The following is a 15,571-nucleotide window of genomic DNA, read 5'->3' as shown; positions in this document are numbered from 1 at the left end:
TTCTAATTCTTAAATTGTTTATCTATATAGATAATACACTCATAAATTATATCCAAACTATGAAATATCCTCCAACCAGAAATGAGTAATATACTTTTGTGGAATGTTTCATTGGTAATTTTGATGGATGTGATTCTTTGTCTATAAGTTGTTCCAAATGTGCTAGTTCAAAGTTTGTTCTTTGAGGCTAGCACTTTGGGTGCAACTTTATAGCCTTAGAATCACCCATCAGAATTACCTAGAAACTGGAACAAAAGTATGTTATTCATTTCGGCGAGTTATATGTATAAGTTCGGGGCTTAGTTGGTTTATCTATATTTCTACATAAAAATAAAAAAAGGTAAATTAAGCGTTATCACTCAATCTACCTTTAAAGATAATTATACTTGTAAAAACTTTTCATAAGTCTCTATTTTATCCTCTCTGTTGTTTTTCTTTAGCCATTTATTATATTCTAAAATGACTTCTTCTACTGTTTTTAAATCTAGCTTAACATTCTTTTTTTTGTTCATTTCAGCGTACATATTAATTTTAATTATATTCCCCATGTTGTTCTCACCTCTTTTAAATATATGATAATATTAAATTCTTGTGATTTTTATACAAAAATAATTAAAACTTTATGACTTTTTGTAAACATTATCACACAATATAAAATTTTTTTATATTGCCTATAATACATTATTGACAACATTTACACTTTCTAATATATATATTACCATTAAATTTTGTCAGTTTTTTGTCAATTGAAAATGTTTTCTTAAAATTTTATTAAAAAATAAAAGTATATAACAAGAGAACCCTATCCAGGGTTCTCTTACACATATGTTTAGTTTAATATTTTGCTTAATGCATAATTAATAGAATCTTTCAAACCTTCAAATGACATTTCGTCCATTGTTATCGAAGGTTCATCTTTTACTACATATTCTTCACCTTTGCAACTTATTAATATTGCTTTTTCTATACTACTGCTTAATTCACGATTTTTATGTTTTGATATTTTCACTTCATTACCATTTCCATCTACACTGTATCTTATAAAAATATTTGCTTTTCTACCTGGGAATATTATAGCATTTTCATCTGGGACAAATTCAACATACTTGTCTGCATTTCTACTACTAAATAACTCATTCATTAAAGTTATTATGCTATTTATCTCTTTATCTACATTTTCTTTACTAATTTTTTTCGGGCATAAGCTATGTACATAGTTTTCAATCCATGACTTCTGATTAAATTCCATATCCTCACCTCTTTCCATAATAATAATTATACAAAAAAGGAGAAATTCCTCTAAAAATATTAAATCTTACTTAACTGTTTCCATAAATATTTTATTATAGACTCTCATTTCCTCTAATTTTGTTATTATTTTTTCATCTATTTTTAATAAGTTCTTATCTATAATTTCAACTTTCTCTGAATCACTTATATTTTCTCTGCAAAAATCCAATATTTTTATATATGATTCCATTTGCATTTTAATCAAAGCTTCATACTGTTGGTTAGTTAAATCAACAAATTCTATTTCTTTACTAGTCATATTAGCCGCCTTTCTAAAAATCCAGTATGATTTTACATTATCTTTATTAGTACTATCTTATTATCTTTAAATATAGGAACTATTTTCCTCAGCAAATCATTATCTTGTATGTACTTGATTGCTTCATCAAATTCATCAATACTCATTCCTATCTGCTCATATCCCAAAGATTTAGGAACATTAACTCCTTCGATATTTTCACATGGCATATTTTTTATTATTTCTAATATTACATCTACATTTTGATTCATTAACTCATCCCCTTAATATAGATAATTATATAAAAGTTTATATTTCCCTTCTATAATTTTATATTAATTCAAATATTAGTAATACTCACCCATTACATTTTTCTTAAAGTATTTCCGTTTTTAAAGCTTTTTCAAACTCTTCACACTTGATTTTTATATACGAATTTTTATCATAACACACTCTACTATCCTCTTGGTGCATACATAATTACAATAACACCTACTAGAGCTATACATCCACCAATTAAATCAAACTTATCAGGTACTATATTATCAATTTTCCATCCCCATAAAATTGACATTACAATAAATATTCCTCCATATGCTGCATATACCTTACCAAAATTAGAATTTGAAGGCTGTAAAGTAGGAATTATTCCATATAAAATTAATATGACCGCTCCTATAACTCCATATAAATAGCTTTTTCCATCGCGTAACCATATCCATATAAGATATCCACCTCCAATTTCAAATATTCCAGCCAATATAAAATATAATATTGATTTTATAATCTCCATATTCTTTCCTCCTAGTGTAAGCATCTAAATAATAATTAAAAAGACATCCTTAAATTTATATCCACTACTAGGCTAAATTATAGCATATATTGTAAACATCATCTAATTGTTGTAAAGTCGCCTTTTAATTGATTAGGTAACCTATGGTTTATTGACATATCTCTTAACTGAATACGCAAAAAAAATCGCAGGCGACTGTGGTTAAGTTCCGTATTGTGCTTCGCACTCTTTTCATTTAAGTTCCGTATTGTGCTTCGCACTCTTTTCATATGTGTAGATTTTTTTCACGCATCTGTCTTTTCGAACGCATGTGAGAAAAATCTGCACATCAGAAATAGCAGCTATGCTGCATATAAGAACATTTTATGCAGGCGAATATGATTTATTTTTTTATTCCTTTATAGTAATTAACCCTAGTAAAATATACTACTATAATGTTATCCACAGATTTAATTGCATTATAATTTCTTAAAGAATAAAAAGATACAGCCAAATTATGGCTGTATCTTATATAAAATTTAGGGGAGATTAAGAGTGGGGTTTGGATATCTTTTGTATACATTTATATTAACACAATATTAAAAAATAATCTATATTTTTTGATATTGATTATCAGGTTTTTTTCGACAAATGCTTTTAATATATTTATAGTGCTAAAATAAGAATTTATCTAAGTTTTATAATTATTTTGCCTCTTATTTTATAAATAAGAAAAGAGATAACCATATCTATAGTCACCTCTTTTCGAAATATCTTTAGTTTATTTAAATCTTTAGTTTTTTCAAATCATTTGTTATGTATATAATATACCATAGTATGACATATTAGTCTATATTTTTTGATCAAATCTTTTTTACAAAAAGACAAATTTATTATTTTATTGTTCCATTCGCTTAGGTATATTATTTCTAAATTCTACCGGAGTTATTCCATATGCTTTCTTAAACAATCTAATAAAATGCTCTACATTTTCATAACCAACTTGCTCTGCAATATTTTCTACTGTCATTCCACTTCCTTTAAGTAAGCTCTTAGCTTTATCCATTCTAATTTGTTTTACTATATCCACAAAAGTACTATTTGTACTTTCTTTAATATATTTCGATAAGTAAGGCTTAGATAAGTAAAAAGTTTCTGAAAGCTTTTCTAATGTGACCGTCTTATAGTTTGATTGAATATAATTTAATACCTCTGTCATTCTACTATCTGATCTTTTCATATTCTTAATCTCTTCTAATTGATTAACTGCTACTGCTAAAGCTGCAATTGATGAATTAATAATATCATTTTCTATTCCTACGCCCCAATAAAGCTTATTATGGCATTTAATTCCCACATAAGTAACAGCTTTCGATGATGACCCTCTTGTTAATGAATGTTCTTCATACACATCTAAGTCATAATCAATATCAAAATACTGTTTAATTGCATTGCTAACTGCATCTAATCTTCCGTTTCCATGCGCTGTTATACATTGTATTTTCCCTCCATGACAAATTGTAGTATCGGCTGCCATCTGCTCTCCTTGTATAAAATGACATTCTGGAATTTGAAATACATGGGAGTTACGAATAAACTTCTCTTCTAAAATTTTATAAATTCCTTCTGGTGTTAATTCTCTATGAGCCTTATCTGATACATCCTTTACTGTATAACCAAATGCTTCCTGCATCTGTTTTGGAAGCGATATTCCGAAATTCTTTTGTAATATATAAGCCACTCCACCTTTACCTGATTGGCTATTAATGCGGATAACATCTGAATCATATTGGCGCCCAACATCCATTGGATCAATAGGTAAATATGGAACTTCCCAATACTCACACTCTTTATTTTCACGCCACTTTATTCCCTTTGAAATAGCATCCTGATGAGAACCCGAAAAGGCAGTAAACACTAATTCACCAGCATATGGTTGACGCATACCTACTTGCATATTGGTTAATCTTTCATAATTTTCAACTATTTCAGGCATATTTCTAAAATTCAAATTAGGATCTACACCATGAGAATAAAGATTCATAGCAACTGTAACAATATCTAAATTTCCTGTTCTCTCGCCATTACCAAATAGAGTTCCTTCTATTCTATCTGCACCTGCAAGTATACCAAACTCTGCATCACTCACTCCACTTCCTCTATCATTATGTGGATGTAAGCATAAAGTTACAGCCTCCCTATACTTTAAGTTTTTGTGAATATATTCAACTTGGCAAGCAAATACATGAGGCATTGCATTTTCAACTGTTGTAGGAATATTAATGATTGCCTTCTCTTCTTTTGTCGGCTTCCAAACATCCAATACTGCATTACATACTTCTACCGCATAATCTACTTCTGTTCCCGGAAAACTTTCTGGACTATATTGAAATGAATAGTTTCCTTTTTCTTCTTTTGCTATTTCTTTTAGAAGTTCTGCCCCGTTTACAGCAAGCTGCTTAATTTCATCCTTAGATTTACCAAAAACCTGTTCCCTTTGTGCAACTGAAGTTGAATTATATAAATGAATTACTGCATGCGGAGCCCCTTTAACCGCCTGAAAAGTCTTTCTAATGATATGTTCTCTAGCTTGAGTTAAAACCTGAATTGAGACATCATTAGGAATCATATTTTTCTCAATTAATGTCCTTATAAATTGATATTCAGTTTCAGAAGCAGCTGGAAACCCTACTTCAATTTCTTTAAAACCTATTTTTACTAACATATTAAAAAATTCTAACTTTTCTTCTAAACTCATAGGTTCAATTAATGATTGATTTCCATCACGTAAATCAACACTACACCATCTAGGCGCTTTATCTATATAATCTTTTTTCACCCAATCGTATGTCACTTTTGGTGGCATAAAATACATTCTTTTATATTTTTCAAAATTTTCCATCCCTATCACTCCCCAATATAGCAATTTTATAAATGCGCTTACATATATCTATTAAAATATTAATTATATCTATTTTGGCATTAATCAATAAATTTTATTATGCGCTTTATGAAAATTTTGCCTTTTGCTTTATGATATATAGAATAGCACATTTTAAATATTAATTTTAGTGATAAATTTAATCATTTTTATTGATGTATTTTAACATACTACATATTAGCTTGCATAATTATAGAGCATATAATAAATTACTCTTCAATCTCTATAAGTTATTATCTTTGATAATTTCCGCAAAAATAAAGAAAGAGATATTTAAATTCAAATATCTCTTTCTTATTATCACTTAATCACTAATCTAGCCTTTCAAAAGTGACTCTTCCCATAAACTCTCATCTCTAAAACCAACAAGTACAAAGTCATCTCCAACTACAATAGGACGCTTAACCAACATTCCGTTTGTTGATAAAAGCTTTACTTGTTCTTCTTCTGAAAGTTCTTTAAGCTTTTGACTCAAATTCATCTCTTTATATACAGTTCCACTTGTGTTAAAAAACTTTTTAATTGGCAAGCCACTTTTCTTTATCCATTCTTGAAGTTCTTCTATTTTAGGATTGTTATCAACTATATGTCTATCCTCATATTCAACTTGATGTTCATCGAGCCACTTTTTTGCTCGTTTGCAAGTTGTACATTTTGGATACTCTACGAATAAATAAGACATTCTTATTCCTCCCTTTCAATTTAAAACATTAAATAAGCTTTTTCATCATTATATACCACTTTGCTGTCACTTCCAACATACTATAAAAAAATCGCAGGCGACTGTGGAACCGGAGATTTTTTTCACGCATCTGCCTTTTCGAACGCATGTGAGAAAAATTTGGCAGGCGAATAAGATTTCTTTTTTATTCTTTTTAAAATCCCAAAACTATTCAATCAACCTTTTTTAAGTTATCCACAGATCTTACTGGAATATAAATTCCTAAAGAATAAAAAAACAAGTGTAAGTGTTTATCTACTTGCTTATAGTAAAGTAATCACTTACACTTATACAATATCAATTTAATTATTGCTCAAGTCTTGAATTAGGAACGATGCAACATATAAATTACTATCTGTTCGCAGTACGTGCAAAACTCCAGTATATCTTCTTTTTAATAAGATTTTTATATCTGTAATATTATCATATGCATTATATATTCTATTTCTTATTTCATAGGTATGCTAGCAATCAATATTGAATAATTATCTATATTTACAGTATCTTGTGTTAATATCATCTTTTTGCATGAATTGTCTGTTTTTATATGTCTATCAATTACCTCTAGTATTTCCTCTCTCATAGAATCTAAAACCTCACTAGATATATCAGTTTTATCATGTACCAATATAAGTTTTAGCCTCTCCCTCTCTAGACCATTTGATGAAGAAGAAGTTGAAGAAAATAAATTCATCATAATTACCCCCTTGTGTTATTTAATTTTAAAAATATTGTTTATAAAAAGAATTATTACAACTTTATTCTACACAATATATTGTTGCAAATTTGTGGCAAGATATTATTATTTTTAGAAATTAAATAAATAAAAGGTTAAAAATGTAAACATTGTATATTTTTAACCTTTCTTGGAGTATTTATTTTTATTTTATAATATAAATTCTTATTCGAATTATATATAATAGTCTAATATTGCCTAATATTTGTAAATACTTATAGTACTTATCATAAAAATTATTATCTAGTGATTTAAAATGTATTTGTATAATTCTTTTACAGCTGCTGATGGCTCCATCTGCAGATCATTTTCTATCATTTCATAGTACTCATTATAATATTTTTCTGCTTTTTTTATTCCACCGACCTTATAATGTAGCATTAAAGCATTCCCTCTCATTTCCTCATCGTAAGGTTCGTATCGAATAATAAGTTCAACAAGTTTTAAAATCTTAATTGGCTCAGCATTAATATCTTTATAATATTTTACAAGTTTACGTGCTCCATTCAAAAAATATCTATGATAATTTTCTCTTTCAAAATAGCACCAATCGCTGTTAAAATCTTCAAGAAGCATATATTTATAATTAAGTATAACTCTTTCATAATGCTCTATATTAGTAGAATTTATTTCAGCGATATTAAATACTAAGTTTTCTAATTCAAATGCATCTATTCTTATATCTGGTTCCGCCATTTGTAATTTATATCCATTTCCAGTAGATATAATTGAAATCTTTATAGAATTCTCCCTAAAAGTTTTATTTAATCGGCTAATTGTACTTCGAAGATTAATATCTGCTTTTTCTTTATCTTTATCTGGCCATACTTCATTCATTAATCTCCATTTAGATATTTCTTTATCGTCTTTTCCTAGAAGCATGAAAGCAAAAATTTCAGCACTTTTAGCTGTCATCCATCTAATAGGTTTCTTTTCATCTCCTATATATAGAGATACCCCTCCAAATAAAGAAATTTTTATTTCTTTATTTGGACTAACACTAGAAGTCAAAAATCTTCTCTTTTTCACACGCTCAATTGAACTATAAAGTTCCTCAACTATGATTGGCTTTAACAAATAATCTATAGCGTTAACTCTAAATGCATTGATTGCATATTGATTATACGCTGTAATAAATACAATCTCGCAATCATATTCGATTGAATTAACTATTTCTGCAAACTGCAAACCATTAATTTCCGGCATTTCTATATCTAAAAACAACACATCCGGTTTAAATCGCATTATGTTATCAATAGCTTCATGAGGATTTGTATATCCCTCAACTTCAGCACCTGTATCCCTAATTAATTCACAAATATGATCATTAGTTAAAGTTTCATCATCTACAACCATTGCTTTAATCATAACTTCATCCCTTGCTCTTATATATCTAATTTCATAGGTATATTTATTGTAGCAGTAGTTCCTTGCCCTATCTTACTTTCGATAATTATACCCTGTCCATACTCATTTATCAGTCTTTTGTTAACATTTTTCAATCCACTATTTATGGACACGCTATCGTCCAATAATCCCTTCAACTTATCAGCATCTATACCTATCCCATCATCCTGTATTACAATTTTAATATAATCATTACTTTTCTTAATAGATATCTTTACTCTACCGCCAGAAATGCGTTTCACTAAGCCATGACGTATTGAATTTTCTACTAGAGGCTGTATAACTAATGCTGGAATGGTATTTTTCAAGCACTCTTCATCAACATCAAATTCAAATGTAAGTCTTTCTCCAAACCTAGCCTTCTCTAATTTCACATAAGATTTTACAAAAGATATTTCTTCCTTCAAGCTTATAAACGAATTGTAAGGGTCTATATCAAAGGCGAAACGTAAATATTTACTCAATTCTCCAAGAAGCTCTCCTGCCTTTTTTCCATCTCTATAGCACAGAGAAACAATAACACTTAAAGTATTATACAAAAAATGAGGCCTTATCTGAGATTGTAAAAATACAGTTTCCATTTTCAAAGCTTCTTTTACTGCGATTCTCATTTTTTGAAGAGTTGTTACTCTAGCTTTTAATTCCATAAAATTAAAAGGTTTGGTTAAAAAATCATTAGCACCTGCTTCAAAACCTAATGCTATATCGTCTGGTGTACTTCTGACCGTTAAAAGTAATATTGGAAGTTCAAATAGCTTGTACTCTTTTCTTATCCTTTTACACACATCATAGCCAGATAATCCTGGCATCATTACATCAAGTAATACAATTGATATATCTTTATGTTTTTTAACTAATTCTAAGGCATTTACCCCGTTATATGCAACTAAAGTTTCATAATTACTGTCATAAAATATTTCTTGTAAAACTTTGATATTGCATACATCATCATCAACAAGTAAAATCTTTAGCTTTTCTCCATTGTTTTCAGTTTCAGTTGGTTCACACAATATATTAGCACTAAGTTTTTCATCTCTCCTTGAAGTAGTGATATTATTTTCAACATCCTGCTCTTGTCTAATGATATAACTATTTTCGTTTGCTTTAGGTATCTTTACAACAAATATTGAGCCTTCATCTGGTTCTGACCACTTCAGATACAGTTCCCCACCAATTCTAGATGCAAGCAACTTAGAAATAGAAAGTCCAAGCCCAGACGGAAATATTCCATTAAAAACATCTTTATCTATGTCAATGTTTCTTTCAAATATTTCATCATGATACTTTTCATCAATGCCTATACCTGTATCTTCAATTGTTATATTAATATAATTCTTTTCTGCTACTTCAGCTTTAATTTTAATAAATCCATTTTCAGTATATTTCAAAGAGTTAACTATAAGGTTAAACAAAATTTGCTTAAACCTATTTTCATCTGTATAAACATAATATTCTCCAATTGGTACACTATTAATTAACTGTATCTCTTCATTCTTTCTCATATAAGCCAAAATATCAAACACTGCCTGTACAACACCATTAATATCAAATACTTCTTTATTAACCTTAAGCTCTTCATTCTGTATACTTTGAAAGTCAATTATATCATTTACAAGGCTTGATAATCTTGTCGTTGTAGATATTATGTATGCTAAATTCTCATCTACCTTTGCTGTATTTCTATCGTTTTTATTTAAAATAGCCTGAGCAATATTTATTATTCCATGCAAAGGAGTTTTAAACTCATGGGAAGTGCTGATTAAAAATTCATTTCTTAACTTGTCTAATGATATTAAATCGCTATTTATTGTCTGAATTTTATTATATGCATTTATATGTTGCTTCAAAATAATAACCAAAACCGCCAATAAGAAAATAAAGTATGTAATAACAGGAATCACGTTGCTCTTAATTATCGAACAATAGTATAATACAAAAATACAATATTGAGTTAGAGCCGCAATAACTCCGCAAAGCAAAAGTATTGTTCCTTTTTTCCCCAATTCTCCATATCTTTTATGATAAATTGCTTTCATAATTGAAAAAGCTACAAGAACAGAAATTAATATATTTATTGTATCAATTATATTTTCAAATAATCCTACAAGGTCCATTGGTATTAGCAAAACTGTAAAAATACTAGCAAAAATTATATACTTTGCTAATTTCATGTTTTTTCTAGTAACAAAATCATTGCCATATTGCCGTATAAATAAGAGTGCAAGATATATACTCAAACTTATTAATGCTAGCTTTATCTTCAAAATCCAAAAATACGGCATAAACGAAAAAATTTTATTAAATATCTTTTCGTTTACTGTGGATGAAACAAAAACATAAATTATACATACGCTTCCAATATACAAAAATTTCTTTTGTTTAATATTTTTTAAATAAATTCCAATGTAGTACACCCCAAAAATCCCCAAAATTAATATATTGGCTATATCTAATACAATAAATATGATATAGTAATCTAATATTTCTTCATAATCTCCGAAGAAAACACTTTGGATTATACCTCCACTAGAATTATCTAAATTTGCTACCTGAATGACAATATCTAAAGTATCTCCTTCTGGCTTAAAGCATGTAACAGTCCGTTGAATATCTGAAAAATATCCTTCTTCAAAACTTGGCTTTGGGTTACCTCTTTGTCCAATTTCTTTTCCGTTCACAAATATTTTGTTTGCTGACCGTATATGTGTAGTCTTTATACCATACATTAAGACACTTTTATTTATCTTAATTTTTACTCTGTAAGTTCCAATTCCTTTATCAGATATCACATTATTTGGAATTTGGTTTCTCCATGCACCAGGAGTATTAATATAAACCTTATGTAATTCCACTTCATTATTAATATCTGAAGGAGATAAAAGTTCATTAGGATAGAACTCCCAATATCCATCTAATTTTACATTTCCGTCCTTATTAAAATCCCAATCCGAAAGATCAATAAAACCATTTTCAACTAGAGGCGCTTTATTATAGAAACTTTTGTTCTTAAAATAACCTATAGAAAATATTAATATAATTATCAATCCAAATAGTATATATATATATTTCTTTCTCAATTTTACTTAACCCCTCATCTATACCCTTAAAATTCTTATTTTAAAACATCTATTTTTTAATATGAATATGCAAAACTTTTGCTCCTCAGATACACAATTTCTATAACCCCTTCCAAATACTAACCGTTATATTTATCTAAATAATTTATAAATATAATAATGCACATAAATAAAAACATATGATAAAGACATAGTAAAAAATCAGATAACTACCATCTCATTATATGTTTTCTATAAATAAGCGAATTTTAATATATTAATCTAACTATTATAATTAAGATCAATTCTTTGTAATTATATTAATATAATGAAAACACAATCTCATATTCAAAGCTTTAAACAAAACAAATCAATCAAGACTAGGGACGAATTAGTTCCTGTTGATCAGTTACATAACAAACTTCAAATACTTAAAACAATTATATAAAAAGGAACTACTTAGAGTTCCCATATCAACATTTTTTATATAACATACGTTGCAAAAATAATTCTTCATCATAATTCTAAAAATATTGTAAGAATTTTAGTCGTAATTGTAAGATGCGCATTGTAAATCGCAACATATATATTTATAATTTTAATACAATTAAATATATTTTATCATTAGAATGCTAGAAAATCAATGTTTGATTCACTTGAAACATTAGTAAAGCAGCCCCAAATTAAGTTTTAACTTGGAGCTGCTTATAGCTTTATATGTTTTTAGTCCCAAATGTACTGTATATGTAACAACAAATAATATGAACAGATAAATTAACCCTTTAAGACCAATTCTTATTTTTATTTCTCTTATTAAGCTTTCTATTCTCCTTGTTAAATTCCCCGTATTCAAAGTTACTCTTAAACTTGTTTTTTCTATAGGAATAACTTCCATCCTCAAATTCATCATTTTCCTTAGTTGTTCTTGTGTACGCTTCAATTATATCTTTGTATTTTTCTTCCAAATCCATCTCATCTCATCCCCCTGAATATCAAAATTATTATAATTCTTTTAAGTTAAAACACACTCACCATTATCACGATACTTACAAGTATGTATTATTTCTTTTATATTGCTTTCATCATCTAATACATAACAACATCTTATGGGAAATATCTTTCCACAAGTTAAAATATAATTTTCTTTTACTTTTACTTTTCTATCTGTGAATTCACAATAAATTTCATAGTTCTTTAATGTTGACATAAGTTCATCATCCTTATAAACATTTTATTAATTTCATTAGAAACACGATCAAATTACAGAATAAACACTTATTAAAGACATTTTTCCTTAATTTCTTTACACTCAAATAGATCTATTTCATTCAACTTTAAATCAGTTAGCTCAACAACTTCTTGTGCAATCTTATTCATTTTAATTAAAAATTCTTCTTTTTCTTCTTCTTTAACGATAAATCCATCAAATCCTATATCAAATTCTTCTGCAAATTTTGAATTTAAATTCACAAGCCAACTACTCATAAATTCCACCTGCTCTCTGTTTATAATAAATACACTTTCTGATTTATAGCTACTTTTAATATTTATCATTAAAATCAGCCATAAAACTTCACTACTGGTGGATTAGTTTAGAATCAAGCATCGTTTACATTTCTTTTTTTCATATATATTGAGATATCAGTTCGTATAAAAAGTATCTACTCTCTTTTATATAATTTCTTAACTTTTTGACAAATAATTAGTTATTATTACACAATAAAGCATTCACCTCTCTTCAATTCTTCTTTTATTATTTTTTATTTTAATCAAACTAACGCACTAGTAAAAATACTATAAATAAATCTTATCACAGCTTATCGAATTTTTTTGTCTTATTTTGTATTTTAGAAAAATATTTTTTCAAAATATATATTGAAATTAAATTTTATACGTCTTACCATTAATTAATTCGCTAGGATTACCTTGTATTCTAAATATAAACCTATTTATCGGAATTATTGCGTAATAATTTCTCTAATCTAATAAAAATAAATTAATGCTTTTCTAAAATAACTTTATTAATTATTCCGATATAATATTAATCTTAGCTTTAAGCAAATAGGAGTCAAATTTTTCATCTGTAGTTATAAAACTATTAATAATTTTTCCTATTTCATATTGTTGCTTTGTGATGTTCATTTTTTTATCCGGGAAAGGAATAAAACATGTGCACGCATCTACAAAAACGCCATATACCACCTTAATTATTTGCTCCCTATATTTAAGAATAAACCTTTTATTATATGCATGTTTATTTGGAAAAATACTTGTCCAATCTTCATAACATGTATCATCGCTATTTTCAAGCCATTTTATATCATTTTTTATAATTATATCGATATTATTTCTATACAAATATACTCCTATATCATCCTCATAACACCAATCACTCATATCACTTGAGCATACTTCTTCAAAATATTCCTCATATTTCATCTCTCTCACTCCATTAAACATAGTTGCCTTTACTATATAGCAGTTAGAAAAGATATTGATAGAATCCATATTAAAATTAGACGTTATCAACTATCTTTTCCGAAATCTATCTTACAGCAAAAAATCTTTTCTATCTCTATACTCATCATCAACATCACTTAACTTCTTCTTTAATTCTTAACCATTGAATATATTTAATATTTCTAATAATCCTTCATCGCTCCCACCCAAATTACTTAGCAAACAAAGTTATTATGTGTCTTGATACTTTAATTCCTTTTAAACTTTTTTTCACACTCAGCCCCAATAAATCTCCTTCACTTATTAAGCAGTAAGTTTATTACAAAATCTACAATTGATCATAAGAATTTGCTCCTATTTTGATATTAGTCTATTCAATAAATTATTAATTCGTAATATATATAACCAAAATATTAATTATAAGCATAATTACAAACAAAAATATAAATGTAGATACTTTAAAATCTTTCATGAAATCTTTCATAATCTCTACCTTTCTCTGCTAACATAAAGATTAAACATCAGCACTTCATGTGCTAAATATTTTTATCTTTACTTTATAACTTCATTCGCATCATATTAAAAGCTTCTTAACAATTAATTGCGAATTAACTCCCGTCTTTAAATGTAATTCAGTTACCTTTGAATACGAAATATCATTATCATACTCTATGTATGCATTATCTAAGACACAATGTCCTACAAATTCATTGTTAAGAAGCGTATAAAAATCAATAATATACGGCTTTACATTATCGTAGCTTATTTTATTCATAGCATTATAAAGAATGATTATTTCCTCATTATTTAATCTAATATTTATAAATTCTTCGCTCCCATAATTCAATTGTTTTTTTATAAGACTTACTTCTTTTGATAAATCAAATTTAATTTTTCCAACTTGTATGCCATATTTTTCTCTTGTATGCTTAGATCTAATTTCTATATCATTAATTAAATGAACCATATACTTCCACCTTTCATAACCTCCATTGTATTGTACCCACTTTAAAATTCACCACAGTAAACCACTATAAATTTTATTTTGCTTATTCCTTTAAAATTACATAAACGACCTATTTAAACATCCATAAGAAACTTGCCTATGTCTTTATCCAATTCTATTACATGTTTTCGCCACCAATATGACATTTTCTGTTGTTCGCTTATTACAAATAACGTAGACACGCCTGTAGTTTCGAACACTTTTCTCAATTCTTTTAAATTATTTTTGAAAATTTCATGTTCCTTATGCTGAATCTCATAATTAGGATAATTATTTTTCTTTTGAATTTCCTCCTCATCGTTGAAATGTCTAATTACATACTCTTCAAGAAAATTCAAAGTTGTAATCATCTCCTCTTTTCCTTTTGCATTTTTCATAGAACATACAAGTAAATTAATTCTATTAAACAATTCTTTGTGTTGTCTATCTATCTTATCAACACCAACCGACCACATTTTATCCCATATTAAATCCATCCATTTTCACCTCTCATACATATTTTCCCACGTTATAATTTTGAATTACTTTCATCACCCATAATCTACCCCTATTTAAATCTCAGCCTGATTAATCCCATAGTCAACCACCTCTCTAAAAATTCATTTCTTTTATATAATTAAATTTTTCTACAAAATACACTTAAAAACCTTCTTTTAGCATCATGATATTTTTTCTTTTTTTCGCCATTTAATGGCTTTTTTCTGTATTTTTTCTTTTTATATCCGAGTTTTTATAATATTATTTGTATCTATTTGTCGTTATTAAATTTAAATTGTAATACGATTTTTTCTATAATGATTTATCCTTTTACATAATAAATTCATTTTTATAAAATTTCATTAATAGATAATCAAAAATCGATATTCCAATTTTAATGTTTAATCAATATTCATCACAGTAATAATAAAAGCTAGGCATATTTTATACCTAGCTATACTTTTTAT

The 15,571-nt window shown here is 27.4% G+C and carries 16 protein-coding genes; all 16 read right to left on the bottom strand.

Annotation, left to right across the window (positions count from 1 at the left end; translation table 11 throughout):
- Window positions 1-380 precede the first annotated feature (380 nt).
- The 16 genes from F3K33_RS26345 to F3K33_RS10810 all read right to left on the bottom strand — a co-directional run bounded on the left by F3K33_RS26345 (window position 381) and on the right by F3K33_RS10810 (window position 15,103).
- Window positions 381-548: a hypothetical protein gene (locus F3K33_RS26345; RefSeq protein WP_017212661.1), complete on the bottom strand. Its 168-nt coding sequence runs from the start codon at window positions 546-548 to the stop codon at window positions 381-383.
- A gap of 281 nt (window positions 549-829) precedes the next feature.
- Window positions 830-1,249: a hypothetical protein gene (locus F3K33_RS10880; RefSeq protein WP_012058405.1), complete on the bottom strand. Its 420-nt coding sequence runs from the start codon at window positions 1,247-1,249 to the stop codon at window positions 830-832.
- A gap of 66 nt (window positions 1,250-1,315) precedes the next feature.
- On the bottom strand, window positions 1,316-1,549 hold the full coding sequence (locus F3K33_RS10875) for a hypothetical protein (RefSeq protein ID WP_039770855.1): 234 nt from the start codon (window positions 1,547-1,549) through the stop codon (window positions 1,316-1,318).
- 32 nt (window positions 1,550-1,581) lie between these two features.
- Window positions 1,582-1,800 (bottom strand): hypothetical protein, encoded by a 219-nt coding sequence (locus tag F3K33_RS10870; protein ID WP_023976552.1) that lies wholly within the window; start codon window positions 1,798-1,800, stop codon window positions 1,582-1,584.
- A 185-nt stretch (window positions 1,801-1,985) separates the two neighbouring features.
- Window positions 1,986-2,321 (bottom strand): YnfA family protein, encoded by a 336-nt coding sequence (locus tag F3K33_RS10865; protein ID WP_023976553.1) that lies wholly within the window; start codon window positions 2,319-2,321, stop codon window positions 1,986-1,988.
- Between the two features lie 877 nt (window positions 2,322-3,198).
- Window positions 3,199-5,202 carry a 2-isopropylmalate synthase gene (locus F3K33_RS10860; RefSeq protein WP_039770858.1) on the bottom strand — a complete coding sequence of 668 codons (2,004 nt, stop codon included), beginning with the start codon at window positions 5,200-5,202 and terminating at the stop codon, window positions 3,199-3,201.
- Window positions 5,203-5,557: 355 nt separating this feature from the next.
- A complete protein-coding gene (locus F3K33_RS10855; RefSeq protein ID WP_012058400.1) occupies window positions 5,558-5,923 on the bottom strand; it encodes an arsenate reductase family protein in 366 nt (121 codons plus the stop codon).
- Between the two features lie 487 nt (window positions 5,924-6,410).
- Window positions 6,411-6,659 carry a cell division topological specificity factor MinE gene (gene minE / locus F3K33_RS10850; protein WP_051144803.1) on the bottom strand — a complete coding sequence of 83 codons (249 nt, stop codon included), beginning with the start codon at window positions 6,657-6,659 and terminating at the stop codon, window positions 6,411-6,413.
- Window positions 6,660-6,941: 282 nt separating this feature from the next.
- Window positions 6,942-8,066, bottom strand: coding sequence for a response regulator (locus tag F3K33_RS10845; protein WP_023975852.1), 1,125 nt, complete (start codon window positions 8,064-8,066; stop codon window positions 6,942-6,944).
- Between the two features lie 17 nt (window positions 8,067-8,083).
- The gene (locus F3K33_RS10840) at window positions 8,084-11,182 is read right to left on the bottom strand and encodes a hybrid sensor histidine kinase/response regulator (protein WP_039770860.1); all 3,099 of its coding nucleotides are present in this window, start codon (window positions 11,180-11,182) and stop codon (window positions 8,084-8,086) included.
- 761 nt (window positions 11,183-11,943) lie between these two features.
- On the bottom strand, window positions 11,944-12,132 hold the full coding sequence (locus F3K33_RS10835; protein ID WP_017212654.1) for a hypothetical protein: 189 nt from the start codon (window positions 12,130-12,132) through the stop codon (window positions 11,944-11,946).
- A gap of 41 nt (window positions 12,133-12,173) precedes the next feature.
- Window positions 12,174-12,368, bottom strand: coding sequence for a hypothetical protein (locus F3K33_RS10830; RefSeq protein WP_012058395.1), 195 nt, complete (start codon window positions 12,366-12,368; stop codon window positions 12,174-12,176).
- A gap of 71 nt (window positions 12,369-12,439) precedes the next feature.
- Complete coding sequence (locus tag F3K33_RS10825) at window positions 12,440-12,646, bottom strand: hypothetical protein (RefSeq protein WP_023975855.1); 207 nt, start codon at window positions 12,644-12,646, stop codon at window positions 12,440-12,442.
- 540 nt (window positions 12,647-13,186) lie between these two features.
- A complete protein-coding gene (locus tag F3K33_RS10820; protein ID WP_023975856.1) occupies window positions 13,187-13,600 on the bottom strand; it encodes a hypothetical protein in 414 nt (137 codons plus the stop codon).
- 595 nt (window positions 13,601-14,195) lie between these two features.
- A complete protein-coding gene (locus tag F3K33_RS10815; protein ID WP_023975857.1) occupies window positions 14,196-14,588 on the bottom strand; it encodes a hypothetical protein in 393 nt (130 codons plus the stop codon).
- Window positions 14,589-14,701: 113 nt separating this feature from the next.
- Entirely contained in the window at window positions 14,702-15,103 is a 402-nt protein-coding gene (locus tag F3K33_RS10810) for a bacteriohemerythrin (RefSeq protein ID WP_023975858.1), read from the bottom strand.
- Between the last annotated feature and the right edge of the window lie 468 nt (window positions 15,104-15,571).

The organism is Clostridium beijerinckii (assembly GCF_008705175.1).
Lineage (GTDB): Bacteria > Bacillota > Clostridia > Clostridiales > Clostridiaceae > Clostridium > Clostridium beijerinckii.
This window is presented reverse-complemented; position numbering and strand designations above follow the sequence as displayed.

What these genes read in the sequence shown, in the direction of transcription:
- F3K33_RS10860 (WP_039770858.1), bottom strand. Translation starts at nt 5,202, where the DNA reads ATGGAAAATTTTGAAAAATATAAAAGAATGTATTTTATGCCACCAAAA.
- F3K33_RS10825 (WP_023975855.1), bottom strand. Translation starts at nt 12,646, where the DNA reads ATGAGTAGTTGGCTTGTGAATTTAAATTCAAAATTTGCAGAAGAATTT.
- F3K33_RS10865 (WP_023976553.1), bottom strand. Translation starts at nt 2,321, where the DNA reads ATGGAGATTATAAAATCAATATTATATTTTATATTGGCTGGAATATTT.
- F3K33_RS10875 (WP_039770855.1), bottom strand. Translation starts at nt 1,549, where the DNA reads ATGACTAGTAAAGAAATAGAATTTGTTGATTTAACTAACCAACAGTAT.
- F3K33_RS10845 (WP_023975852.1), bottom strand. Translation starts at nt 8,066, where the DNA reads ATGATTAAAGCAATGGTTGTAGATGATGAAACTTTAACTAATGATCAT.
- F3K33_RS10870 (WP_023976552.1), bottom strand. Translation starts at nt 1,800, where the DNA reads ATGAATCAAAATGTAGATGTAATATTAGAAATAATAAAAAATATGCCA.
- F3K33_RS10810 (WP_023975858.1), bottom strand. Translation starts at nt 15,103, where the DNA reads ATGGATTTAATATGGGATAAAATGTGGTCGGTTGGTGTTGATAAGATA.
- F3K33_RS10835 (WP_017212654.1), bottom strand. Translation starts at nt 12,132, where the DNA reads ATGGATTTGGAAGAAAAATACAAAGATATAATTGAAGCGTACACAAGA.
- F3K33_RS10830 (WP_012058395.1), bottom strand. Translation starts at nt 12,368, where the DNA reads ATGTCAACATTAAAGAACTATGAAATTTATTGTGAATTCACAGATAGA.
- F3K33_RS10880 (WP_012058405.1), bottom strand. Translation starts at nt 1,249, where the DNA reads ATGGAATTTAATCAGAAGTCATGGATTGAAAACTATGTACATAGCTTA.
- F3K33_RS10815 (WP_023975857.1), bottom strand. Translation starts at nt 14,588, where the DNA reads ATGGTTCATTTAATTAATGATATAGAAATTAGATCTAAGCATACAAGA.
- F3K33_RS26345 (WP_017212661.1), bottom strand. Translation starts at nt 548, where the DNA reads ATGGGGAATATAATTAAAATTAATATGTACGCTGAAATGAACAAAAAA.
- F3K33_RS10820 (WP_023975856.1), bottom strand. Translation starts at nt 13,600, where the DNA reads ATGAAATATGAGGAATATTTTGAAGAAGTATGCTCAAGTGATATGAGT.
- F3K33_RS10855 (WP_012058400.1), bottom strand. Translation starts at nt 5,923, where the DNA reads ATGTCTTATTTATTCGTAGAGTATCCAAAATGTACAACTTGCAAACGA.
- minE (WP_051144803.1), bottom strand. Translation starts at nt 6,659, where the DNA reads ATGATGAATTTATTTTCTTCAACTTCTTCTTCATCAAATGGTCTAGAG.